21 protein-coding genes are annotated in these 23,587 nt (G+C 71.1%); 9 read left to right on the top strand and 12 right to left on the bottom strand.

The features are described 5' to 3' along the window. The first annotated feature begins 67 nt into the window (after positions 1-67). The gene (locus tag JHN45_RS15130) at positions 68-745 is read left to right on the top strand and encodes a hypothetical protein (RefSeq protein WP_201049338.1); all 678 of its coding nucleotides are present in this window, start codon (positions 68-70) and stop codon (positions 743-745) included. Positions 746-793: 48 nt separating this feature from the next. On the opposite strand, the gene JHN45_RS15135 is transcribed toward JHN45_RS15130, so the two are convergent. The 9 genes from JHN45_RS15135 to JHN45_RS15175 form a co-directional block, all read right to left on the bottom strand. Beyond that, positions 794-1,129 (bottom strand): hypothetical protein, encoded by a 336-nt coding sequence (locus JHN45_RS15135; RefSeq protein ID WP_200712469.1) that lies wholly within the window; start codon positions 1,127-1,129, stop codon positions 794-796. A 17-nt stretch (positions 1,130-1,146) separates the two neighbouring features. Beyond that, the gene (locus JHN45_RS15140) at positions 1,147-3,129 is read right to left on the bottom strand and encodes a beta-galactosidase (RefSeq protein ID WP_201049339.1); all 1,983 of its coding nucleotides are present in this window, start codon (positions 3,127-3,129) and stop codon (positions 1,147-1,149) included. Further along, positions 3,126-4,442: a glycoside hydrolase family 36 protein gene (locus JHN45_RS15145; RefSeq protein ID WP_201049340.1), complete on the bottom strand. Its 1,317-nt coding sequence runs from the start codon at positions 4,440-4,442 to the stop codon at positions 3,126-3,128. The genes JHN45_RS15140 and JHN45_RS15145 overlap by 4 nt, the downstream gene beginning before the upstream one ends. A 41-nt stretch (positions 4,443-4,483) precedes the next feature. Beyond that, entirely contained in the window at positions 4,484-5,377 is an 894-nt protein-coding gene (locus tag JHN45_RS15150) for a carbohydrate ABC transporter permease (protein ID WP_200712472.1), read from the bottom strand. Next, positions 5,374-6,354, bottom strand: coding sequence for a carbohydrate ABC transporter permease (locus JHN45_RS15155; protein ID WP_200712473.1), 981 nt, complete (start codon positions 6,352-6,354; stop codon positions 5,374-5,376). Before JHN45_RS15155 ends, JHN45_RS15150 begins: the two co-directional genes overlap by 4 nt. Then, positions 6,351-7,649 (bottom strand): ABC transporter substrate-binding protein, encoded by a 1,299-nt coding sequence (locus tag JHN45_RS15160; protein WP_200712474.1) that lies wholly within the window; start codon positions 7,647-7,649, stop codon positions 6,351-6,353. The genes JHN45_RS15155 and JHN45_RS15160 overlap by 4 nt, the downstream gene beginning before the upstream one ends. A gap of 265 nt (positions 7,650-7,914) precedes the next feature. After that, on the bottom strand, positions 7,915-9,387 hold the full coding sequence (locus tag JHN45_RS15165; protein WP_201049341.1) for a cellulose binding domain-containing protein: 1,473 nt from the start codon (positions 9,385-9,387) through the stop codon (positions 7,915-7,917). A gap of 107 nt (positions 9,388-9,494) precedes the next feature. Beyond that, on the bottom strand, positions 9,495-10,898 hold the full coding sequence (locus JHN45_RS15170) for a HAMP domain-containing sensor histidine kinase (RefSeq protein ID WP_200712476.1): 1,404 nt from the start codon (positions 10,896-10,898) through the stop codon (positions 9,495-9,497). Continuing rightward, a complete protein-coding gene (locus JHN45_RS15175) occupies positions 10,895-11,599 on the bottom strand; it encodes a response regulator transcription factor (protein WP_201049342.1) in 705 nt (234 codons plus the stop codon). Before JHN45_RS15175 ends, JHN45_RS15170 begins: the two co-directional genes overlap by 4 nt. Positions 11,600-11,710: 111 nt before the next feature. Here JHN45_RS15175 and JHN45_RS15180 point away from each other — a divergent pair, with 111 nt between their 5' ends. The 3 genes from JHN45_RS15180 (at position 11,711) to JHN45_RS15190 (ending at position 14,529) form a co-directional block, all read left to right on the top strand. Then, positions 11,711-12,259: a hypothetical protein gene (locus JHN45_RS15180; RefSeq protein WP_201049343.1), complete on the top strand. Its 549-nt coding sequence runs from the start codon at positions 11,711-11,713 to the stop codon at positions 12,257-12,259. Between the two features lie 105 nt (positions 12,260-12,364). Then, on the top strand, positions 12,365-13,924 hold the full coding sequence (locus JHN45_RS15185) for an MFS transporter (protein ID WP_201049344.1): 1,560 nt from the start codon (positions 12,365-12,367) through the stop codon (positions 13,922-13,924). Further along, positions 13,921-14,529 (top strand): TetR family transcriptional regulator, encoded by a 609-nt coding sequence (locus tag JHN45_RS15190; RefSeq protein ID WP_201049345.1) that lies wholly within the window; start codon positions 13,921-13,923, stop codon positions 14,527-14,529. The genes JHN45_RS15185 and JHN45_RS15190 overlap by 4 nt, the downstream gene beginning before the upstream one ends. A 51-nt stretch (positions 14,530-14,580) precedes the next feature. Here the strand turns inward: JHN45_RS15190 and JHN45_RS15195 are convergent, their stop codons facing one another. Beyond that, positions 14,581-15,453 carry a spermidine synthase gene (locus JHN45_RS15195; RefSeq protein WP_201049346.1) on the bottom strand — a complete coding sequence of 291 codons (873 nt, stop codon included), beginning with the start codon at positions 15,451-15,453 and terminating at the stop codon, positions 14,581-14,583. Between the two features lie 57 nt (positions 15,454-15,510). Further along, the gene (locus JHN45_RS15200) at positions 15,511-15,945 is read right to left on the bottom strand and encodes a hypothetical protein (protein ID WP_200712482.1); all 435 of its coding nucleotides are present in this window, start codon (positions 15,943-15,945) and stop codon (positions 15,511-15,513) included. 272 nt (positions 15,946-16,217) lie between these two features. Between JHN45_RS15200 and JHN45_RS15205 the strand changes: the two genes are divergently transcribed. Continuing rightward, positions 16,218-17,690 (top strand): hypothetical protein, encoded by a 1,473-nt coding sequence (locus tag JHN45_RS15205; protein WP_201049347.1) that lies wholly within the window; start codon positions 16,218-16,220, stop codon positions 17,688-17,690. Between the two features lie 91 nt (positions 17,691-17,781). Here the strand turns inward: JHN45_RS15205 and JHN45_RS15210 are convergent, their stop codons facing one another. After that, complete coding sequence (locus tag JHN45_RS15210) at positions 17,782-18,378, bottom strand: histidine phosphatase family protein (protein WP_200712484.1); 597 nt, start codon at positions 18,376-18,378, stop codon at positions 17,782-17,784. Between the two features lie 207 nt (positions 18,379-18,585). Here JHN45_RS15210 and JHN45_RS15215 point away from each other — a divergent pair, with 207 nt between their 5' ends. From JHN45_RS15215 to JHN45_RS15230, 4 genes are read left to right on the top strand one after another with little or no spacing between them, the layout of a single operon-like run. Further along, positions 18,586-19,563 carry a phosphatase PAP2 family protein gene (locus JHN45_RS15215; protein WP_200712485.1) on the top strand — a complete coding sequence of 326 codons (978 nt, stop codon included), beginning with the start codon at positions 18,586-18,588 and terminating at the stop codon, positions 19,561-19,563. Then, complete coding sequence (locus JHN45_RS15220; RefSeq protein ID WP_201049348.1) at positions 19,514-20,647, top strand: hypothetical protein; 1,134 nt, start codon at positions 19,514-19,516, stop codon at positions 20,645-20,647. The genes JHN45_RS15215 and JHN45_RS15220 overlap by 50 nt, the downstream gene beginning before the upstream one ends. Then, complete coding sequence (locus JHN45_RS15225; protein ID WP_201049349.1) at positions 20,638-22,236, top strand: hypothetical protein; 1,599 nt, start codon at positions 20,638-20,640, stop codon at positions 22,234-22,236. Before JHN45_RS15220 ends, JHN45_RS15225 begins: the two co-directional genes overlap by 10 nt. Continuing rightward, the gene (locus tag JHN45_RS15230; RefSeq protein ID WP_200712488.1) at positions 22,233-23,573 is read left to right on the top strand and encodes an AAA domain-containing protein; all 1,341 of its coding nucleotides are present in this window, start codon (positions 22,233-22,235) and stop codon (positions 23,571-23,573) included. The genes JHN45_RS15225 and JHN45_RS15230 overlap by 4 nt, the downstream gene beginning before the upstream one ends. Positions 23,574-23,587 lie beyond the last annotated feature (14 nt).

The following is a 23,587-nucleotide window of genomic DNA, read 5'->3' on the forward strand; positions in this document are numbered from 1 at the left end:
TCAGCCCGGGGGCGTCTGATCACTCTCGTACGGGGTGATCCGATCCCGGCGCGGACGGGAGGACGTCGTGTTTCTCATCGTGTTGGTGCTGCTGGCCCTGATCGTCGGCGGCGCGGTCGCCTACGGCAAACGGCAGGTGGGCGGCGGGAGTTCGGGGTACGGAGCCGGGAGCGCTCAGCAGGTCTACGACGCCGACGCGGGCGCCGAGGCCACCCGGTGGGTGGAGCGGCTCGGCGGGAGTCTGTCCACGCTGGACGCGGGTGGCAACAGCGCCGCCCGGCAGGCCCTCGCCGACGCCGCCGAGCGGCACCGTGCCGCCGAGGGGCAACTCGCCGTCGCCTACTCGCCGATGCAGTACGGGCTGGTCACGCAGACCGCCGTCGAAGGGCTGCATCACATCCGGACCGCCCGTGGCGCGCTGGGGCTCGACCCGGGGCCCGAGTTGCCCGCGCAGGGTGCCGGCGGTCAGGTCACGGTCGGCGGACAGACGTACACCGCCTCCCCTCAACCCGGTGCGAACACGCCGTACTACTACCCCGGCGGGGTCGTCAACGGCCGTTCCATGCCCGGGGGTTGGTACACCACCCCGTGGTGGAAGACCGCCCTCGTCGCGGGCGCCGCGGGAGTCGGCGGCATGCTCCTCGCGGACGCGCTCCTCGACGGCTTCCACCATCACGGGCCGGGCGGCGGGATGTTCGGGGGCTTTGGTGGGCCTGGGCCCGGGCCCGGACCTGGAGGATTCTGACGAGGACGGGCCCGCCGGGAGTGCGGGGTCGGCGGCGCCGACCAGTTGTCACTCGTAGCCGAGATTCTCCTCGGAGCGCACGCGCCACCCGTCGGACCGCTTGACCAGGAGGAAGGCCGTGCGCTCGAAAGCGTCGTAGTACCCGGAATCCGGGTCGTGGCCACAGGTGAACCAGAGCGCCTCGACCCGCGCCGTGTCGAGGGTCTCGCTGACGACGGTCACCGTTTCCAGTGTGGACTCCGCGCCGAACGCATCGGTTTTGCCGGTGCTGTTCGCCTTGGCGTACTCGGCGCAGAAGTCGGCAGGGCTCTGGTGGAGCATCTGAACCTCTTGGGTGCGGATCGCGGCCAGTTCGTACGAGCATGAGGCTTTGCCGTCGCTCACGGAAGTGACCGTCCGTTCTACTCCCGGACCACCACCACGCCATCCGGCGGGACACTCACCGAACCGCCCGACACCCGCTCACCGGTGAGGAGTTCGACCGCGTCGGCCGCGACCGGTACCTCGGCCCCCTGCCCCGCATGGTCGATGAGGAACAGATAGTCCGCGTCCGTCCCGCGCCGCAGCACCGCCTCCACGCCCTCCGGTGTGACCCGTACCGGCTTCACGCCCGCCTCCCTGCGGATGAGGTCCAGGAGCCCGGCGAGGGTCGTCGGGTCGGGGCGGGTGGCCACGTACCAGGCCGTGCCCTCGCCGTACGCGTTCCGCGTCACCGCCGGGATGCCCGTCAGCGGGCCTTCCGCATACGTCGTGATCGCCTCGGCGCCGGCCAGGGCGACCCGCTCCGACCACAGGGACGCCGTACCGCCGCCGCTGCTCAGCGCGAGCGACTCGCCGGGCAGGAGCGGGAACAGTTCGTCCGTGCGGACGCCGAGCACCTCGCGGAACGCTCCCGGGTAACCCCCCAGCCGCACATGGCAGTTCTCGTCCACCGCCCCGCTGTGGAAGCCCACGGCCAGCGTGCCGCCGGACGACGCGAAGTCGGAGAGGTTGGCCGCGCCGGTGTCGTCGACCAGGTACAGGCTGGGGGCCAGGACCAGGCGGTACGGCGAGAGGTCCGCGTCGGGGCGGACGAAGTCCACCGCGATGCCCGACCGCCACAACGGCTCGTACCAGGAGCGGACTTGGTCCAGGTAGCGGACCTCCTCGCTCGGCTGGGACGGGAGTTCCAGGGCCCAGCGGGCGTTCCAGTCCCAGACCACCGCGACCGACGCCGTGCTCGTGCTGCCCTGCACCTCCGCCAACGCCCCTAGGTCCGCGCCCAGTTGGACCACGTCCTGCCAGATCCGGCTGTCCGTTCCCGCGTGCGGCAGCATCGCCGAGTGCCACTGTTCGGCGCCCGCCTTCGCCGCCCGCCACTGGAAGTAGGCGATGCCGTCCGCGCCGTGCGCGACATGGGCGAGCGCGTTGCGCCTCAACTCCCCCGCCGACTTGGCCCTGTTGACCGGCTGCCAGTTCACCGCGCCCGTGGAGTGCTCCATCAGCAGCCAGGGACGGCCGCCCGCCAGCGAGCGGACCAGGTCGCCGCTCATCGCGATGTCGATCTCCGACTCGGGGTCCGTGGAGCGGAGGTAGTGGTCGTTCGACACGACGTCCAACTCCGGTGCCCAGCGCCAGTAGTCCAGCGCGTCGAAGTTGAACATCACCATGAAGTTGGTGGTGGCGGGCAGCAAAGGGGCCGCCTCCCGCAGGACCTCACGTTCCGCCTTGTACAGGGCCAGCAGCGCGTCGCTGCAGAAGCGGCGCCAGTCCAGCTGGTGGGTCGGGTTGGGGACCGCGCCCGTCGCGCGCGGCGGCAGGATCTCCGCCCAGTCGTAGTACCACTGGCTCCAGAAGACCGTACCCCAGGCGTCGTTGAGCGTCGGCAGGCTGTCGCCGTACTTCGCGCGCAGCCACACCCGGAACGCCTCCGCGCTCTCGTCGCAGTAGCAGGCCGGATTGTGGCAGCCGTACTCGTTGTGGATGTGCCACATCGCGACCGCGGGGTGGGCCGCGTAGCGCCGCGCCAGTTCGCCCGCGATGCGCAGGGCGGCCGTACGGTACGCGGGACTTGAGGGGCAGAACGTCTGGCGGCTGCCGTACGACAGTCTCCGGCCGTCCCGGTCCACCGGCAGCGCCTCCGGGTGGGCGCGGAAGAACCAGGCCGGAGGTGCCGCCGTCGGGGTCGCCAAGTCGGCCTGGATGCCGTGCTGTTGGAGCAGGTCGAGGACCTTGTCCAGGAGGGTGAAGTCGTAGACGCCCTCGGCCGGTTCCAGCAGGGCCCACGAGAAGATGCCTACGCTGACCATGGTCACCCCGGCCTCTTGCATCAGGCGCATGTCCTCGGCCCAGACCTCCTCGGGCCACTGCTCGGGGTTGTAGTCGCCGCCGTAGGAAATGGTCATCGGTCAACTCCCGTCAGGAGACGACGGGTTGTCGTCACACCCCACTGGTCCAGGGACAGCAGGCGGTCGCTCGACGCCATCAGGCCGCCGGTGGCCTCGACATGGGCGGCCCAGCGTTCGCGGGTCTCGACGGCCGGGCGGGCCATGAGGCAGTCGGGGTCGTTGGTCCAGAGGCGGCCGTGCTGCCACTGGCGGGCGAATCCCGTGAACTCGGCGGAGTCCTGGCCGGGTTGGGAGAAGTCGTCGGCCTCGGGGCGGCGGTGCGGTGCCGTGTCGGGGCTGACCCGCATCGCGTCGAACAGGCCGAGGGAGGGCAGGATCGGCGCTCCGCAGCCCAGCAGGTAGGCGTCCGGGCCGATCGCCTCGCGGATCAGGGCGATCCCGGCCCGGTAGGCCTCGATGGCGTCGACCTCCTTGTGGCGTACGCCGTCCAGGGCGCCGGCGTAGAGGAAGTCGGCCTTGAAGTAGTCGTAGCCCTCGGTGCGGAGGGTGGCGTAGACCTCGGTCAGGTATGCCGCCGCGCCGGGGTGGGTGGGGTCCAGGACGCAGAGGTCGTGGCCCCAGTTGCGGCCGGCGTGGGCGAAGCCGCCGGCCGGGTCGCGCACCAGCCACTCGGGGTGTTCGGCGGCCAGGTCGCTGGCCGGGTCGACCAGGAAGGGGGCCGTCCAGATGCCCGCCCTGCGGCCGCGTGCGCGGATCGTGTCGGCGATGCCGGCCCGGGAGCGGAAGCGGCCGGAGAGGGTCAGCCAGTCGCCCAGGGCCTTCTGGTAGCCGTCGTCGATCTGGACGACGTCGATCGGGAGGTCGAGGGTGTCCATCGCTCGGAGGTTCTCGTGGATGTCCTCCTCGGTGACGGCGGTGAAGTACTCGTACCAGGAGCACCAGACCGTGGGCGCGGGGCGGGGGGACGGCAGGGCCAGGCTGTCGGCCCAGTCCCCCAGGACCGACTGGATGCCGGACCCCGTCCACTCCTTCACCGGGCCGGCGGCGGCGATCTCCGCCACCCCGTCCCGTACCGACAGCCGGATCGACGGGACCGATCCGGTGGGGTCGACCGCCGCCCACAGGCGGGCCGGAGAGCCGTCGCCGGGGTCCAGGGCGAGCAGACCCTCGCCCTGGAAGACATCGGCCGGGACGGTGGCGCCTGGGCGGTAGCAGACCGTCGCCCAGTTGGCGTTGGCCGGCCGGTACGGGCGCGCCCCGAGGGGGTAGGCGCCGCTCGGGCTCCAGGACTGCCAGCCCTCCTCGTGGGCCCGGGCGGTGCGCGGATTCACGGGGACGGAGGTGAGCGCGGTGAAGGGGTGGTCGTGCACGGTGGTTCTCTTTCAACAGGAAGGGCCGGACCGAAGTGGCGTCAGCCCTTGTTGGCGCCCAGCGTGAGACCGCTGACGAACTGGCGCTGGAGCGCGAAGTACACGATCAGGGTCGGGATCGCGGTGAGCAGGGCGCCGGCCGCGACCAGGTTGGGGTCGGTGAAGTACTGGCCGGAGAGGTTGTTCAGGGCGGAGGTGATCGGCATGTTCTCGCCGGTCGAGATCAGCACGATCGCCCAGAAGAAGTCGTTGTAGATCCAGATGGAGAGCAGGGTGCCCAGGGCCGCCATCGCCGGCTTGCACAGCGGCAGCACGATCTGCCAGTACTGGCGCCACACGGACGCGCCGTCCACGAGGGCCGCCTCGGTCAACTCGTGCGGCAGCATCCGCATGTAGTTGCTGAGCACGAAGGCGCAGAAGCCGGACTGGAACGCCACATGGATGAGGACGAGGCCCAGCGCGGAGTCGTAGAGCTTGCCGCTCATCGTGATGCCGGGCAGGTCGATCAGCAGGTACAGGCGGTACAGCGGGGTGATGATGACCTGCTGGGGCAGCAGGTTGCCGGCCGTGAACACCAGCAGCAGGGCGATGTTGAATCGGAAGTCGAACCGGCTGACGTAGAACGCGACCATCGACGCCAGCAGCAGCGTGAGCAGCACGGCCGGGACCGCGATGATCACCGTGTTGACGAAGTAGTGCGTCATGTCGGACTGCTGGAACGCGTTCTTGAAGTTGTCGAAGTTCAGCGTGTCCGGCCAGGAGACGTACCCCTTGTTGCTGGTCTCCGAGTACGGGCGCAGGGCCGCGTAGACCGCCCACAGGAGCGGGGCGAGCCAGGCCAGCGAGGTGACGACGAGGAACGTGTGCAGCAGGACCCGGGCGGGGCGGAGCGGGGTGCGCTGCTTCACGCCGAGCGCGGCGGTGGGGGTGGTCATGCGCGCCGCTCCTTCCGGAAGGTCGCGATCAGGTACGGAATGATGACCGCGAGGGAGATGATCAGCAGGACGACGGCGATCGCCGACCCGTATCCGATCCGGCTGGACTCGCCGATGATGTTGTTGGTGATCAGGATCGACAGCAGCTCGGTGCCCTGGGCGCCCTTGTTGAAGACGTAGACCAGGTCGAAGGCGCGCAGCGACTCGATGATGGTGACGACCAGGACGACCGTGTTGGTGGGGCGCAGCGTCGGGAAGATGACGTTCTTGAACGTCTGCCACTCGTTCGCGCCGTCCAGTGCGGAGGCCTCCCGCAGGGACGGGTCGACGCCCTTGAGGCCGGCCAGGTACAGGATCATCATGTAGCCGGCGTGCCGCCAGGAGGCGGCGATCAGGACGGCCCACAGGTTGAGCTTGGGGTCGCCGATCCAGTCGATGTAGTGGCCTGGCTTGTTGGCCCCGATGAGGCTGTTGATCAGGCCGGTGTCCGGGTTGTAGATCAGCTGCCAGACGAAGCCGGTGACCGCCAGGGACATGACGACCGGCAGGAAGAACGCGGTCTGGTAGACGCGGCTGAAGCGGATGTTCTTGTCCAGCTGCACGGCCAGGAACAGGCCGAAGGGCGTCGGCAGCAGGATGAGCACGACGAACCAGATGACGTTGTGCTCTAGGGCGGGCCAGAACTGCGGGTTGTCGGTGAACAACTGCTTGAAGTTGTCCAGCCCGACCCACTTGATCGAGGAGAAGCCGATGCCGTCCCAGCTGGTGAAGGCCAGGGCGATGGAGGCGAGGGCGGTGACCCAGACAAGGGCCACGTGCAGGACCGTCGGCACGCCCGCCATGAAGGCGAGCGTGATGCGGTCACGGCGGGTCAGCAGGCGCTTGGCGCCCTGCGGGACCCGCTTGTCGGCAGGCGCGGGGCCCGGAGGCGGAACGGCGTCCGCCTCCGGGCTCGTCGTAGTCGTCTCGGAGATCATGAGGAGGCGAAGATCGTCTTCTTCTGGCGCTCGATCGAGGACAGCAGACTGTCGACGCCCTTGGGGTTCTGGAGGAACTTCTGCAGTCCGGGCTGCATCACCGTCGAGGTGAAGTCCGGACGGGAGTCGCGGTCCATGAACTGGGTGAGGCTCTTGGCGGCGCCGATCATCTCGAACGCCTTCTTCTGCAGCGGCGAGTACGCGGCGGTGGAGGCCTTGCTGGAGGCCGCGACCACGCTCGGGTCGGTCTTGAGGTAGAGCTCCTCGGCCGCCGGGGTGCCCAGGTACTCCAGGAGCTTCACGACACCGGCGTGGTTCTTCGGGGCCTTGCTGACCATGAAGCCGTCGGTGGGCGCCTCGACGGTGTCCTGGCCGTACGCGGAGTTGATCTCCGGGAAGGCGAAGAAGTCGAGGTCGTCGAGGTCGGCCTTGACGGTGAACTGCTGGGCCACGAAGGTGCCGAGGAGGTACATGCCGGACTTCTTCGACACGATGCCCTGGGCCGCGTCCTGCCAGGTGCGGCCCATGAAGCCGTCCTGGTGGTACGGGAGCAGCTCGGCCCAGTGGTCGAAGACCGCCTTGACCTTGGGGTCGGTCCACGACTCGGTGCCCGCCATCAGCGACTTGTGGAAGTCGTAGCCGTTGAGGCGGAAGTTGATCTGGTCGAAGGTGCCCATCGCCGGCCAGGCGTCCTTGTCGCCGAAGGCGATCGGGACCAGGCCGTCACTCTTCATCTTCTTGCAGAGGGCGACCAGCTCGTCCCAGGTGGTGGGGACGGTGTAGCCCTTCGCCGCGAAGACGCTCTTGCGGTAGAAGATCGCCCACGGGTACGTGGTGATCGGCACGAAGTAGTACTTGCCGTCCTCGCCCTTGCTGAGCTTCTTCATCGCGTCGGGGAAGTTGTCCCCGATCTTCGCCCAGACGTCGTCGATGGGGGTGGCGAGCTTCTTGGCCGCGAAGAACTGCATCCGGTACCCGGCGAACCAGTTGAACACGTCGTCCGGGGTGCCCTGGAGGTAGGAGTTGATCTGCTCCTGGAAGGTGTTGTGGTCCTTCGTGTTGACCTTGACGGTAACGCCGGAGGTCTTCTTGAAGTCCGCGTAGACGCTCGCGAACGCCTTCTTCGGCACGGCGTCGGACGCGTTGGACCCGAGCGTGACGGTCTTCGAGTCGGACCCGCTGCCGCTGCTGCCACAGGCGCTCAGCAGGGGGATACCGGCTCCGAGGACGGCGGCGCCGCCTACGCCGCGCAGGACGGAACGGCGGCTCGCGGCGGGGAGGGAGAAGTCGGGCATGAACGGCTCCTGACGGACAGGGTTCGGCCGGAATGCGCCACGCCCCAGGTCGTCGTAACCGACCAGAAACCAACGCGACCAAACACGGTGGCGTAATAACAGTCCCATGTCTGGTCATGCGTCAACACCCGCCGCCTTCATTTGTCGAAACGTAATCGACACGCGCGAGCAAGAGAAGCGGACGTACAGCCGAGTGGCCATACGTCCGCCAAGGGGTGACTGGGGCCGCGGGAGCCGCGAGGGGCTCCTGGGGCGCGTGGGGCGACTACTGCAAGGCGGAGAAGGCCTTGGAGAACGCGGACGGGGTCTGCGCGATCGAACTGCAGGTCGCGTCGGCGGTGGGCTTGGTCCCGCCCGCGCACTGCTTGTCGCGGGCCGCGGACCACATCGAGATGCCGCCGAGCCCCTTCGCCTTGGCGAAAGCGACGAGCTGGGTCGCGTCGTCGACCTTGAAAACCTCCGATGACACGTCGTTCACACCGATCATCGGCGTGACAGAAACCGCTTTCCATGCAGCGCTTTCAGAGAGCCCGAGAACACTCTTGACTTGGGCCTGAGTCGCTGTAGCCGCTTGCTCTGAGTACGTTCCCATATCTCCGCTGTAGGCCGGTCCGTAGTCCATCGCCATGATGTTGACCGTGCTGATTTTCACGCCGTTGGATTTGGCGTTGGAGAGCAGGTTCACACCGTCCTGGGTGAGTCCCTCGGGCATCACCGGGAGGGTGAAGGAGACGTCCAGGTTCGGGTGCTGCCGCTGGAGCCCGGCTATCGCCTGGGCGCGGATCGTGTTCGCCGCCGTGTTGGGCAGCGCGGCGCCCTCGATGTCGAAGTCGACCTTGGTGAGGCCGTACGTGTCCACGACCTTGCCGTAGGCGCTCGCCAGCGCGCTCGCCGAACCACAGGTCGTCGCCAGCTCGGAGCCGGCCGCGCCGCCGAAGGAGACCCGTACGTCGCCGCCCTTGGCGCGCAGCGCGCCGATCTGGGAGGCCACGCCGTCGCTCGCGAGGTCGGTCACCCCGCCCCACTTCGGGGTGCAGCCGCCGCCGTCCAGGACGAACGCGAGGTTGTAGTTCTTCACTCCGGTCGCGGTGACGTTCCCGAGGAGGTCGAAGGCCGGGTAGAGGGAGGTGTCGACGTACGGGGCGAAGCCGCCGGCGGCCGTGGTGCCGCCGCTCGGGGTTGAGGTCGGAGTGGGAGTGGGGGTGGGCGTGGCCGTCGGGGTCGGCGTGGGCGTCGGCTTGGTGGTGACGGTGGGTGTGGGGGTCGGCGTGGGGGTCCCCGTCGGGCGGCCGGTCGGCTCGGGGGTCGCGGTGCCGTCGGCCGAGCACTTGGCCTTGTCGATCAGACAACTCGTCGGCTGGCCCGTGCCGTTGACCACGAAGCCGACCGTGACCGACTCGCCGGCCGCGAGCCCGTCCGTGTCCCACTTCGGCGGCTTCACGGTGACGTGCTGCCCGCTCACGCTCGACTCGGCGTTCCACAGCGAGCCGATCTTCGAACCGGACGGCAGGTCGAACTCCAGCGTCCAGTCCGCCTTCCTGGCACCGGTGGTGTTGGTGACGACGTACTGGGCGGTGTACCCGGTCGACCACTCGCTGGTCCTCGTGTAGGCCGCGCCGACGCTCGCCGCCTGGGCGACGCCGGTCAGCAGGATCGCACCGCCGCCGACCACCGCCGCGGCGACCGCGCCGCCGACCACCTTGTTCCTGTTGCTGATCCTGCGCCGGTGGGTGCTCATCGCGTGCCTGCCTTCGCCGTACGGGGGTGGGGTGCGGCAGCACGTTAGCGATCCGGAATCGGGCAAAGCGCCTGATCCGGGCAGGGGTTGGCGATCTTAGGGCGCGCTTAAGGGAGGGATCGGGACCGGTTAAAGGTAGAGACCAATCTGCCGGGCCGGCGCCGTCGTACGGCTCCTCGATGCCCCTTGCGCTCCGGCTCCCGCCCGTCCAGCTGGATCCAGATCCGCACCTCCGTGCCGCCGAGCATCGAGGAGCCGATCCGGACGTCCCCGCCCGTCGACTCGGCGAGCCTGCGCACGATGTCGAGGCCGAGCCCGGTCGACCCGTCGCTGCCGGAGCCGCGCCCGCGGGCCATCGCCGCCTCGGGGTCGCGTATGCCGGAGCCCGCGTCCGAGACGAGCATGATCACCGCGTCCTCGCTGTTGTGCACGTCGACCGCGAAGGCCGTGCCCTCGGGGGTGTGCCGGAACACGTTGCCGAGGAGGGCGTCGAGGGCGGCGACCAGGTCGGCGCGGGCCACGGGTATCCGCACCGGCCGCTCCACCCCGGCCACTCGCACCTTGCGGCCCTCGTCCTCGGCGAGCGCGGACCAGAACCGCATCCGCTCGCGCACCACCTCGGCCGCGTCGCACCCGGCACCGGGCCCGGCCGCCACGGTCTGCGGCTTGGCCTCGCGCGCGGTCCGGATGATCGTGTCGACCTCCCGCTCCAGCTGCGCGACGGCGGTCCGCGTCTGCTCGGCGGCCGGACCGTCCCCGAGCGAGGCCGCGTTGAGCCGCAGCACGGTGAGGGGTGTGCGCAGGCGGTGCGACAGGTCGGCCGCCAACTCCCTTTCGTTCGCCAGCAGTTGTACGACCTGGTCGGCCATGGAGTTGAACGCGACCGCCGCCAGCCGCAGTTCGGTCGGCCCCTCCTCGGGCACCCGCGAACCCAGCTTCCCCTCGCCCAGTTCGTGCGCGCCCTCGACCAGGCGCTGCGCGGGCTGCACCATCCGCACGCCGAGCCGGTCGGCGACCGCGACGGAACCGACGATCAGCGCGATGCCGACCCCGGCGAGCACCGCCCAGGCCGTGCCGACGCCGTTGCTGACCTCGGACTCCGGGACGTAGACCTCGACGACGGATATCTCGCCGGAGCTGAGCGCGACGGGCTGGAGCAGGACGGAGCCGCCGGGCACCTCGGTGGTGGAGGCGCGGCCCAGCTTCCGTACGGTCGTGATGTCCTTCTCGGCGGCGCGCTGCCGCCCGATGTCGAGGGCGGCCTTCCCCTCCCCCGCCGGTATGTGGACGGCCATCCCGGAGTCCGCGCCCGCCGAGGCGACGACCTTCTCCAACTGGTCCCGGTCGGTGGTGATGGACAGCGCGGGGGCGACGGCGGCGGCCTCCCGCTCGGCGTTCGAGAAGGCACGGTCGCGGGCCATCTCCTTGATGACCAGGCCCAGCGGCACCGCGAAGGCGACGACGACCATGGCCGCGATCGCCAGACAGACCCTGACCAGTGCCCACCTCATCGCGGCGACTCCACTCCTGGTGGCTCGAGCTTCACGCCGACACCGCGCAGGGTGTGCAGATAGCGCGGCCGGGCCGCCGTCTCGCCCAACTTCCGGCGCAGCCAGGACAGATGGACGTCGATCGTCTGGTCGTCGCCGTAGGACTGCTGCCAGACCTCGGCGAGGAGTTCCTTGCGCGGGACGACCACACCGGGCCGGCCGGCCAGGAAGGCGAGGAGGTCGAACTCGCGGCGGGTGAGGTCGAGTCGGACGCCGTCCAGGTCGGCCTGGCGGCGCAGCGGGTCGACGGTCAGTCCGCCGACGCGGAGGACCGAGGACGGGGGCGCTTCACCGGTGGTGGCGCGGGAGCGTCGTAGAACGGCGGACATGCGGGCGGAGAGGTGGTCGACCGAGAAGGGCTTGGTGAGGTAGTCGTCCGCGCCCGCGTTGAGCAGCCGGACGATCTCCGACTCGTCGTCGCGGGCGGTGGCGATGATCACCGGTACGTCGGTGATTCCGCGCAGCATCTTCAGCGCCTCGGACCCGTCCAGGTCGGGCAGTCCGAGGTCCAGGATGACCACGTCGAAACGGAAATGGGCGACCTCGCGCAGCGCCTCAAGTGCCGTACCGACACTGCGCACCGTGTGCGCGGCATCGGTCAGATGCCGGATGAGGGCCGAGCGTACGAACTGGTCGTCCTCGACCACGAGCACACTTGCCATGCGCCGCACCGTAGCCCATGCGGGCGAACCGTATCCGGGCCTGTGGACAACTCCCGGCTGTGGACAAAGCGATGGCCATCGCCGGGACACCTGTGGGGCGCGTGAGGCAGTATGGCCGCGATGCCCAGAGGACTCGTCAACGGATTCGTACACGTGCTGGCCTGGTTGCTCGCCACCGGCGCGGCGGTCACGCTGACCTGGTGGGGTGTCCACACGGTCATGACGGGCACGGCCTACGACCCGCCGCGCGCCCTGCCCATCGCGGCGGCCGGCGCGACCGCGCAGGAGGCGACACCGCCCGCCGAGCCGACGGTACGGGCCGAGTCGGACCCGAGCCCGTCGAGCACCCCGACACCGACCCGCACCCCGAGTCCGACCCCCACGGAGACGGCGCCCGCGAGCCCGTCCCCCTCTCCCTCCGTCTCCACGTCCGGCCAGGTCAAGAGCTACGACACCGACGGCGGGCGGGTGGTGCTCGAACTCGACTACGCGCCGGCCTATGTGACGCTCGTGTCGGCCACGCCGGGTACGGGCTGGTCGATGCAGGTGTGGAAGACGGACTCATGGCTCCGGGTGGAGTTCACCAAGGGCACGGGCAAGGTGTCGGTGATCTGCACGTGGCACGACGGGGCGCCTCGGGTGGATGTGGGGAACTACTAGCGCCCGGACCACCCGGGTCCAGAACTGAAAGCCAACTACATATTGACAGTCGACTCCCATTTGGAAGTAGCCTCTCATTAGGTTGCCACCTTCTGGGAGGTCCGCATGTCCGCGCACGCCCTCACGCCTCTGTCCTCGTCCCCCCGCCGCTGGCTCGCGCTCGCCGCGCTCACCCTGAGCGTGCTGATCGTCGGCCTCGACGGGACCGTCATCAACGTCGCCCTGCCGACCATCGCGGGCCAACTCCACGCCGACAGCGCCCAGTTGCAGTGGATCGGCGGCGGCTATCTGCTGACCCTGTCCGTGGCGATGCTCCCGGTCGGTCTGCTCGGCGACCGCTACGGCCACAAACGCCTGCTCCTGTCCGGCATTGCGCTCTTCGGACTCGCCTCGCTCGGCGGGGCGCTCGCCTCCTCGACGGCACAGGTCGTCGCGGCCCGCGCGGTCCTCGGTCTGGGCGCCGCCGCGATCACCCCGCTCTCCATGGCGATCCTGCCGCGCGTGTTCGCCAAGGAGGAACTGCCCCGGGCCATCGCCGTCTGGACCGCCGCCACCGCCCTCGGCATGCCGATCGGCCCCCTGGTGGGCGGCTGGCTCCTGAACCACTTCTGGTGGGGCTCGATCTTCCTCTTCAACCTCCCCGTGGCCGCCCTCGCCCTGGCGGCAGGCGTCTGGCTCCTCCCCCGCGACAAGGCCCCCGCGCGCGAGGCCCCCGCCTTCGACACCCTCGGCACCCTCCTGGGCGGCCTCGGCATCACGACTCTCGTCTACGGCACGATCCTCATCCCGCAGCTCGGCTGGACGCACGCGCGCGTGGTCGTCCCGCTGGCCGCCGCGGCCGTACTGCTCACCGCCTTCGTGGTGCGCGAGCGCCGCCACCCGCACCCGATCGTCGACCTGCGGCTCTTCGCCGACCGCCGTTTCCTGTGGGGCACCCTGATCGCCGTGTTCGTCAACTTCGCGGTGATGGGCATCCTGTTCGTCGTCCCGCAGTACCTGGAGGCGGTCCTCGGCAACGACTCCTTCGGCACCGGACTGCGCGTACTGCCCCTGATCGGCGGCCTGATGGCGGCGGCCGCGGCGAGCGAGCCCCTGGTGCCGCGGCTGGGCGTCCGTACGGTCATCCCCTTCGGCCTGTCCGTGCTCGCCGCCGGCGCCCTGCTCGGCGCGACCTCGGACGGCTCGACCGGCTACGGCTTCACCGCGCTGTGGCTCTCCCTCACCGGCCTCGGCTTCGGACTCGCCGTCGTCCCGGCGACCAGCCTGGTGATGGGCTCGCTGCCCACCGACAACACCGGTTCGGGCACCAGCCTCCTGGAGACCGTGCAGCAACTCGGCGGAGTCCTCGGCGTGGCCGGCCTCGGCAGCCTCCTCGGGTACGGCTATCTCGCCCGCGTCCGCACCGACGGCCTCCCGGCGCAGGCCGCGCACACGGCCCGCGACTCCGTCTCCGGCGCCGACGAGGTGGCCCGGCAGCTGCACGACACGGGCCTCGCGAACTCCGCCCACGAGGCCTTCGTGCACGGCATGAACCTGGTGCTGACCGCCTGCGGCTCGATCTCCCTGCTCGCCGCGGTGCTGGCCCTGCTCTTCCTGCCCGGCCGCGCCACCTGCTCCCGGACGGTGGCCCGGTCCCGGCGGGAACACGCAGAATCGGTGGCATGACGACGCACGAGACCTCCGCCGCCCCCCTCGGCCTGCGCGAGCGCAAGAAGCGGCAGACCCGCGAGCGCATCCGCCGCGAGGCCTACCGCCTCTTCGCCGAGCACGGGTACGAGACGACCACGGTCGACCAGATCGCGGACGCGGCGGAGGTCTCGCCGAGCACGTTCTTCCGGTACTACCCCACCAAGGAGGACGTGGTCATCCAGGACGAGTACGACCCCGCGCTCGCCGAGGCCCTCCGCACCCGCCCGGCCGACGAACCGATCGTGGACGCGATCCTCAACTCCCTGAAGGGACCGCTCGGTCAGATGCTGGACCAGGACCGCGAGGATCTGCTCCTGCGCACCCGCATCACCTTCACCGACCCCGCGATCCGGGCCCGCAACGTCGTCGAACAGCAGCGCAGCGAGGACGTGATCGCCACGATCATCGCCGAACGCACCGGCCGCGCCGCGACCGACCTGGAGATCAAGTGCGCGGCGGCGGCCATCATCGCCGTGTTCACGACGCTCGTACGGCACTGGGTGGAGGGCGACGGTCAGGAGAACCTGGCGGAGCTGTACCAGCGCCATCTGCCGCTGCTGGCACGGGGGTTGGCCTTCTGACCGATCGTGTCCGGATTCCGCTCCGGTAGGATTTCCGAACTCGGTTCGAACTCAGCGGAACACGGACGGCGGCGGCGCCGGTGAGGCGACCGCGGCGGCGTCCGTCACCGGTACGGCGCCGCCCGTGAAGTCGGTGAGTTCGCGGCCGTGTTGGAGCCGGCCGGGGTGCGGGTCGGAGGCGGCGCGCCGGGTGAGTTCGGCGAGCGACAGCGGGTGGTCGGAGGCGACGAGCACGGCGTTGCCGAACCGTTTGCCGCGCAGCACGGTCGGGTCGGCGATCAGCGCGAGTTCCGTGAACCGGGCGGCCACGGTGGCGACTTGGCCCCGCAGATGGGCGAGCGGGGGGCCGTCGGCGAGATTCGCGGCGTAGATCCCGCCGGGTCGAAGCGCGCGGCGCACCTCGTCGAGGAACTCGGTGGAGGTGAGGTGGGCGGGGGTCCGGGCGCCGCTGAAGACGTCGGCGACGACGAGGTCCGCCCAGCCCTCGGGGAGTTTCGCGAGTCCCGCACGGGCGTCGGTGGAGCGCACCCTGATCCGCGCGTTGGGGTCCAACGGCAGCTCGCGGCGGACCAGTTGGACGAGGGCCGCGTCGAACTCGACGACCTGCTGGGTGGATCGGGGGCGGGTGGCGGCGACGTACCGGGCGAGCGTGAGGGCGCCACCGCCGAGGTGCACGGCCTGGATCGGCTTGCCGGCCGGTGCGGCGAGGTCGATGACGTGGCCGAGGCGGCGCTGGTACTCGAAGGAGAGGTACGCCGGGTCGTCGAGGTCGACGTAGGACTGCGGCGCCCCGTCGATCAGCAGGGTCCAGGCCCGTGCGCGGTCCCGGTCGGGTATCAGCTCGGCGAGCCCGCCGTCGACGGCCTCGACGACGGCTTCGGCGGAGCCGGCACCACCTCGCCGGGTGTTCCTGGACTTTCCCATTGGCCCATTATCGGCGGGCGGGGGTGGTCCGGCGCGTCCGGCCTCGGCGCCCGGCGCTCAGCGACAGCCGTCCGCCGCCTCGATCAGGCGGGCCGCCTCACCCAGCGCGGCCCGCAGGACCGCCGGGTCGGTCGCGAGGTCCGCGTCGCCGGGGGGCAGCAGCCAGTCGGAGCCCTCGACCGGGGGCTCGGGGTCGGGGGCGAGGCTCAGGCCCCGGCCGTTGGTCTCCGTGCAGGTGCTGCCCGGGACGTCCCAGGCCGCCGCCGTGCCCGGCGGGACCAGGAAGCCGAGGGTGTCGCCGCCGTCGTCGTGCAGCACGGGGCCGACCCCGTCGCCCGCACCGCGCCGCAGGATGTCGACTGCCTCAAGGCCCTGCCGCGTCGGCACGGTCACCAGATCGCAGGCGGAGTCCGCGAAAGGTGGCGCACTGCACTCCGCGCTCGGCATTCGAGGATCGACGCTCTGACTGGTCTCCATCCCGGTCTCCACCACGGAACCCCTCCTTGGACGAGCGGGTCGGGAGTCGGGTGGCTCCCGGGTCCATGGAGTTCAACGCGTCGAAGCGTCAACGGCTACGGCACAAGTCAGCCGCAAAGGATGGCAGTTCATGGCAGATCCCGGATGAGATATCCGGTTTGTAGCCAAACCCTGCGTGGCGGGTCGTGCACAGCAGGTACGTTCTTGCCCGCTGGAAACAGGGCGTCACTCACACAAGTCACCCTGAATCCGGCATGGTTCGACGGTTCGCACGAGAGGACCCGGCCATGGCGTCGTCAACGGTGCCCCTGCCCCAGTTCCCCCAACCACCGAGACCCAATCTCGCCTTCCGGCGGCTGCGCGGACAGCGCTCACCGGCGGAGTTCGCCGCGGCCGTACGCCGGTCCGCCCGCGAGATCGGCGAGCGGGTCAGCTGCGACGCGCGCTACGTCGGCCGCGTCGAAGCCGGTGAGATCCGTTGCCCCAACTACGCGTACGAACGGGTGTTCCTGCACATGTTCCCCGGCCGCACGCTCGCCGACCTCGGCTTCGCGCCCCGCTCGTCCGTGCGCGGACGCGGGGCGCGCACCGCCGAGGACACGCCCCCCGCACACCCCACGAGCCTGGCCTGCACCCCGGGCGAGACGGGTGGGACGGATGAGACGCAGGGGGCGTACGAGCCGTATGACACACCGGACCCGTACGACACGCACGAGAACCACGAGAACCACGAGGAGAGCGACGTGCTGCGTCGCGCATTCATGAGGGGCGGCACCGTCACGGTGGCCGCCGGCACCCTGGGCCCGCTGGGGCTCACATTGGACGCCGTGGCAGCGGAACGTTCCGTCCGCCGCCCCGGTACGAGCGAGGCGGGCGCCCTGGAAGAGGCCGTCCGCAGAATCCGGCTGCTCGACGACCGGCACGGCGCCGACGGCCTCTACCGGCGCGCGGCGGCCCCGCTGCGCGCCGCCTACGCCCTGCTCGACGCGGGCACCACCCGCCAGTCGGTCGCCGAACGGCTGCACTCCGGAGCCGGCGAACTCGCCATCTCGGTGGGCTGGCTGGCCCACGACTCCGGCCGCTTCGACGACGCCCGCTCGCACTACGCGGAAGCCCTCGCCACCGCCCGTATGACCGGCGACGCGGGCCTTGAGGCACACGCCTTCTGCAATACGGCCTTCCTCGCGCGGGACGCCGGACGCCCGCGCGAGGCGGTACGCGCCGCACAGGCCGCGCAGCGCGTCGGCCGCGCGGTGGGCTCCGCCCGTCTGATGTCGCTGCTCGCGCTGCGCGAGGCGGGCGGCTGGGCGGGGCTCGCCGACCGCACCGGCTGCGAACAGGCGCTGGCCCGCGCGCAGGCCCTCTACGAGCGGGGCCACTCGGACGCCGACCCCGAGTGGATGAGCTTCTACGGAGAGGCCGAGCTGGAGGGTCTCGAGGCGCAGTGCTGGTCGACGCTGGGCGACTGGCCGCGGGCTTCGCGGCACGCTCGGCGTGCCGCCCAGCTTCAGGATCCGCACTTCACGCGGAACATCGCGCTGTACACGGCCGAGCTGGCCGATGATCTCGCGCGGGGCGGCCGGCCTGACGAGGCAGCGACTGCGGGAATGCGGGTGCTTGATCTTTTGGATCTGGTGCAGTCGTCACGGATTCAGACGATGCTGGCCGGGACTGCGCGGGTGTTGTTGCCTCATCGGCGGGCTTCGGGGGTTTCTGCGTTTCTGGAGAGGCACTCCAGTCTGCCTCGGACGGCTGCGTAGTTTTTTACCTGCGGCCGGTGGGGGCTGGGCGCGCCCACGCGGCGGAGCCGCAAATCGACACAGCCCCGCGCCCCTGAAGGGGCGCCTGCTCTTAGGCCACTAGATGGCCCAGGTCGTTCCAGCTCTCGATCGCTGGTTCGCCGTATGCCCAGCCCAGTACCGACAGCGACGTGGGATTGAGGCGTATCCGGGACGCGAAGTCGATCGGCAGGTCCAACCAGCGCGCCCCGATCGAGCGGAGGATGTGGCCGTGGGCGAAGACCAGGACGTCGCGGTCCTCGGCACGTGCCCAGGCGACGACCTCGTCCGCGCGGGCGGTCACTTCCGCGAGGGTCTCCCCTTCGGGGACGCCGTCGCGCCAGATCAGCCAGCCCGGGCGCAGGGCCGCTATCTCCTGCGGGGTGAGGCCCTCGTAGGCGCCGTAGTCCCACTCCATGAGGGTGTCCCACTCGGTGGCGCGGTCGCCGAAGCCTGCGAGTTCGCAGGTCTCACGCGCGCGTGCCAGTGGGCTGGTGCGGACCTCGACCCCGGGAAGGCCGTCCAGCGGGGGCCGGTGCAGTCGCTCGCCGAGCACCTTGGCGCCGCGTCGGCCCTCTTCGAGGAGCGGGACGTCGGTCCTGCCGGTGTGCTTCCCGGACAGCGACCATGCCGTCTGTCCGTGCCGGGCCAGCAGGATGCGCGGTGCCATGGGGGACCTTTCCGGGAGATGAGCAGAGGCGGGTCATTCCATCATCGCGCACCCTGGAGAAGGGCAACCCGGGGGGCGATCTCTGCGTCTTTGAGGTCCGGGGCACCCGAAACGGGGCGCCCGCATACGCCGTAAAGTGTCCCGACCGAACACCGGCGAACCGGAGTACCGGGCACCGCACCAGGAGAGAAGGGGGAGGGCGATCGGATGCCGCAGACCGAGACACCAGGCATCGAGGCGGACCGGCGAAGCCGGCTGCGCTGGTGGACCGAGCTGCCGCTGATCCTCATGGTGTACGCCTCGTACTCGGCGGGCCGCCTGCTGGCCAGGGGCGACACGGCCAGCGCCGTGGACCACGGGCTGGCGATCCTGCGTATCGAGAAGTTCCTGCACATCAACGCCGAGCACCCGCTCAACCGGCTCTTCACGCGCGAGGCCTGGCTCGGCATCCCGGCCGACTTCTGGTACGCGTCGCTGCACTACCTGGTCACACCGGCGATCCTGATCTGGCTGTTCCGGTCACGTGCACAGGTCTATCGGGCGGCCCGTACCTGGCTGATGACGTCCACGTTCATCGGTCTGATCGGCTTCACCCTGCTCCCGACCTGCCCGCCGCGGCTCCTCTCCCCGGACTACGGCTTCGTCGACACGATGGCCAAGTACAGCTCGTACGGCTGGTGGGGCGGCGACGCGAGCGCACCGCGCGGCCTCGGCGGGATGACCAACCAGTACGCGGCGATGCCTAGCCTGCACTGCGGCTGGGCGCTGTGGTGCGGAGTGATGCTGTGGCGCTACGGCGGTACGCGGCTCACCAAGGTCCTCGGTGTCGCCTATCCGCTGCTGACGGCGATCGTGGTCATGGGCACCGCGAACCACTACCTCCTCGACGCGGTCGCGGGTGTGTTCGTGATGGGGCTCGGGTTCCTGCTGGCGCCGCAGGTGATGAAGGGCGCGGACCGGATCAGGGCGCGGTTCGAGGGGCGCGGCTCACTCGTCGCGGCCAGCTCCCGTGGCGCCGCTCCGGGCGCCTCTCTCGGCACAGAAACCTCAATTGTCAGTGGTGGATGCCAGACTTCCCCGGGTGAACGAATTCCACGGCAGCGCGAGTCGCAGCTCGGTACCGGAGCCGAGCCGGGTGCCTCTCCCACGGACGCGGGGGACGGCGCTCCGGCACCGGCTCGCTGAGCTGCGCGGCCCGGACGTCCCGGCCAAGGCGCTGGACGCGCGCGCTCTGGCGGCCCTGGCCGCGAACCCGGGCTGCGAGCGGCGGGCGATCCTGGACGGCGCTGGGGTGAACAAGGCGGTGCTGGCCGACGCGCTCGGCTCGCCCTCCGCCTTCGGGCAGTCCCAGTTCGCCTTCATGCGGGGCAACGCGTTCGAGGCCCGGGTGAAGGCGGACGGCGGCGCCGAGCTGCTGCGGCTGGTGCACGAGAAGCTGGACGCGAGCGCCGAACCGCCGACCCGCGCGCACGTGCCCGAGCTGTCGGCGGTCGGCCCCGAGGGACGCGCGGCGCGTACGGCGCTGGCGCTGCGCGAGGCGACCGAGGCAGCCGCCTGGACGCTGCTGGACCACCCGATGCTCGCGCTCGACGTGGCGGGCTCCCCTGCCTTCCTGGAGCCGGACGCGGTGGTCGTGCACCCGGACGGCAGTTGGACGGTCGTGGAGATCAAGTCCTTCCCGATGCTGGACGGTTCGGCGGACCCGGCGAAGGTCGGCGCGGCGGCCCGCCAGTCGGCGGTGTACGTGCTGGCCCTGGAGGAGGTCGCCGCACGGCTCGATCCGGTAGCCCGGGTACGCACGCGCGTGCTGCTCGTCTGCCCGAAGGACTTCTCCAATCTGCCGACCGCATCCGCCGTCGACGTCCGCAAGCAGCGTGCGGTCACCAGTCGCCAACTGGCCCGGCTCACCCGCATCGAGGACATCGCCGACACCCTCCCCGAGGGCACCTGTTTCGCCCCCGACCGCCCGGCCGCCGAACTCACGGCCGCCGTCGAGTCGGTTCCGGCGGCCTACGCCCCCGAGTGCCTGGCCGCCTGTGAGCTGGCCTTCCACTGCCGCGACCGCTCCCGCGCGTCGGGCGCGGTCACCGCGCTGGGCCGTTCCCTGCGCGCCGAGTTGGGCGATCTGACCACGATCGACGAGGTCCTGGCGGCGGCCCACGGCGAGTCCGGCGACCCGGACGACCCGGCGGTGGCGGCACTGCGCAGAGCGGCCGAGTTGCGGGCCGAGGCGCTGGCGCACGTCCCGGAGGGCACTCCATGTCGCTGATCTCAACTCTCGCCCGGCTGGAGGCCGTTCGCACCGGCCGCGCCCAGCCCACCGCGACCGTCCGCCACCGGCACCTCTCCGAGCGTCCGCTGGTCCTCGTGCCGCTCACCACCGCCGGTGAGGCAGGCGCGCCCCTCGGTGCGCTCGTCGGCACGGACCGGGACGCGCCGCGGCTCCTCGTCGTACCGCAGCCGCGCGACCGTGACCTCAGGTTCGCGTTCCTGGCCGAACTCGCGGACGTGGTCCTGCCGTACATCGACACGTTCGCGGACGACGTGGAGGCGGCCGAGCGCAGCGAGACCGATCCGGAGACCGGCAAGCGGGTCAAGGTCGAGGTCGAACTGTGCGCGGACGCCCCGCAGTTGATCGTGCCGAGCCGCCCGGGTGTCGAGCTGGTCCGGCTGCTCGGGCGCTCGATGCGCTTTCGCCGTACGGCCGAGCAGGACCCGGAGACCCCGCATCCCGCGCCCCCGCACGTGCCGTTGCTCGGGCGCTGGCTGACCCACTTCGGGGAGCGGGCCCGGGTGCCCGGCTCGGCGCTGCTGCTCGCGCTCACCGAGGTGCTCGGCCGGCACTGGGCGACCGGTCAGTCCAGCCTGGAGGACCAGCACCTGGTCGCGCTGCTCGCCTGGATCGACCCGCCGGACGGTGTCTCCGGTGCCGAGGCGGCGTTCGAGGCGGAGCTGCGGCGGGACGCGCAGGGCCAGTTGGTGTGCCCGCCGGCAGGTCCGGCCACGGACCCGGCGTTCGACAACAAGCTGCTCGCCCCGGCCATCGAGCGCTACGACCGCGCCCGTACGGCCCTCGCCGCCGCCGAGGACGGTTTGGAGGCCGACGACCGGCTCGGTGAACTCACCGCTGCCGAGCGGGAGATCAGGGCCCTCGTCGAGAGCCGCACCCGCCCCACCTGGGACGCGGTGTGGCACGGGCTGGACCTGCTGCGGGCGCTGCCGGAGGGCGCGCACGCCGTCGACCGGTGGACGCGCGACCGCTGGTCGTTCACCGGACACCGCGACCGAATCACCGCCGGTGAGCCCCCACAGCCGCGCCGCGACGACGCGGTCACCGCGGCCAACAAGCTCGCCACGCGCGAGCGCGAACAGGCCCGTCTGGACGCCCAGGAGGCCCTGGACGACCCGCTGGTGATGGCCGGGCGGCGGCTCGCCGGGGAGGCCTTCGCGGGCGAGGTCACGGATGTGGTGATGGCCTACAGCGAGGGCAAGAGCCCCCGTCCGCGCCCGCTGGTGACCGTGCGGACGGACGACCGGCCGCATCTCGGGGAGCGGGTGAAGGTGTTCCGGTCGCTGGGCGGCAAGCCGCAGTCGGCGGAGTTCGTGGGCCATGAGGAGGACGGCGCTCTCGTCGTCCTCCGGGTCGTCGACAAGATGGGCCGGGGCAAGGAGCCGGACGTCGGTTCCGTGCCGGAGAAGGGCGACCGGATCTGCTTCACGCTCTTCGAGCACGAACAGCGGGGCGGGGCGAAACTGCCCGACCAGGAGGACACACCGTGGACGCACGGCGGCCCGCCCGGCGAGAAGATCGCCGTACAGGAGTCGGCGGATCCGGTGACCGAGGAGGACGTCCTGTGAGCGCGCACGCGGCTTTCGACCCCGGTGCCGAGGCCGGCCGGGCCACCGACGCGATCCTGCGCGACACCCTGCACGGCACGGCGCGCGGAGTGGTCGTCGACTCCCCGCCCGGCGCCGGAAAGTCCACGCTCGTCGTCCGCGCGGCGCTCGAACTGGCCGACGCGGGGCGCCCGTTGATGGTGGTCGCGCAGACCAACGCCCAGGTCGACGACCTCGTCGTCCGGCTCGCCGAGAAGAACGGCGAGCTGCCCGTGGGCCGCCTCCACAGCAGTGACGCGGACCCGTACGACAAGGCGCTGGACGACCTGCCCAACGTACGGAAGTCGGCGAAGGCGGGTGAGCTGGCCGGGCTCCCGGTCGTCATCTCGACGGCGGCCAAGTGGGCGCACGTCAAGGTGGACGAGCCGTGGCGGCACGCGATCGTCGACGAGGCATACCAGATGCGCTCGGACTCGCTGCTGGCCGTGGCCGGGCTGTTCGAGCGGGCGCTGTTCGTGGGCGACCCGGGGCAGTTGGACCCCTTCGCGATCGTCGGCGCGGAGCAGTGGGCGGGCCTGTCCTACGACCCCTCGGCCTCGGCGGTGACGACCCTGCTGGCGCACAACCCCGAACTGCCGCAGCACCGCCTGCCGGTGTCCTGGCGCCTCCCGGCCTCGGCGGCACCGCTCGTCTCGAACGCGTTCTACCCGTACACCCGTTTCCGCAGCGGCACAGACCACGGCGACCGGCGGCTCACCTTCGGTGTCCCGTCGGACGGTTCGGGCCCGGACCGGGTGATCGACGAGGCCGCGGAGTCGGGCTGGGGCCTGCTGGAACTCCCCGCCCGCCACACCCCCCGCACGGACCCGGAGGCGGTGCGCGCGGTGGCGACGGTCGTACGACGGTTGCTGGACCGGGGCGGCGCGGCCACGTCGGAGCGCTCGCCCGACCCCACTCCCCTGACCGCCGACCGGATCGCGGTCGGCACCGCGCACCGGGACCAGGCGGCGGCGGTCCGCGCGGCGCTGGCGGAACTGGGCGTCACGGACGTGACGGTGGACACGGCGAACCGGCTCCAGGGCCGGGAGTTCGACGTCACGGTCGTCCTCCACCCCCTCTCCGGCCGCCCCGACGCCACCGCCTTCCACCTGGAGACGGGCCGCCTCTGCGTCCTGGCCTCCCGCCACCGCCACGCGTGCATCGTGGTCTGCCGGGCCGGGGTGAGCGAACTCCTGGACGACCACCCGTCGACGGAGCCGGTGCAGCTGGGGGTGACGGTGAAGTTTCCGGATGGATGGGAGGCCAACCACGCCGTGCTGGCGCATCTCGCGGAGCACCGGGTGGTGTGGAGACCCTGACGGCTGGGAAGCCA

The organism is Streptomyces sp. MBT53, assembly GCF_016654115.1.
Lineage (GTDB): Bacteria > Actinomycetota > Actinomycetes > Streptomycetales > Streptomycetaceae > Streptomyces.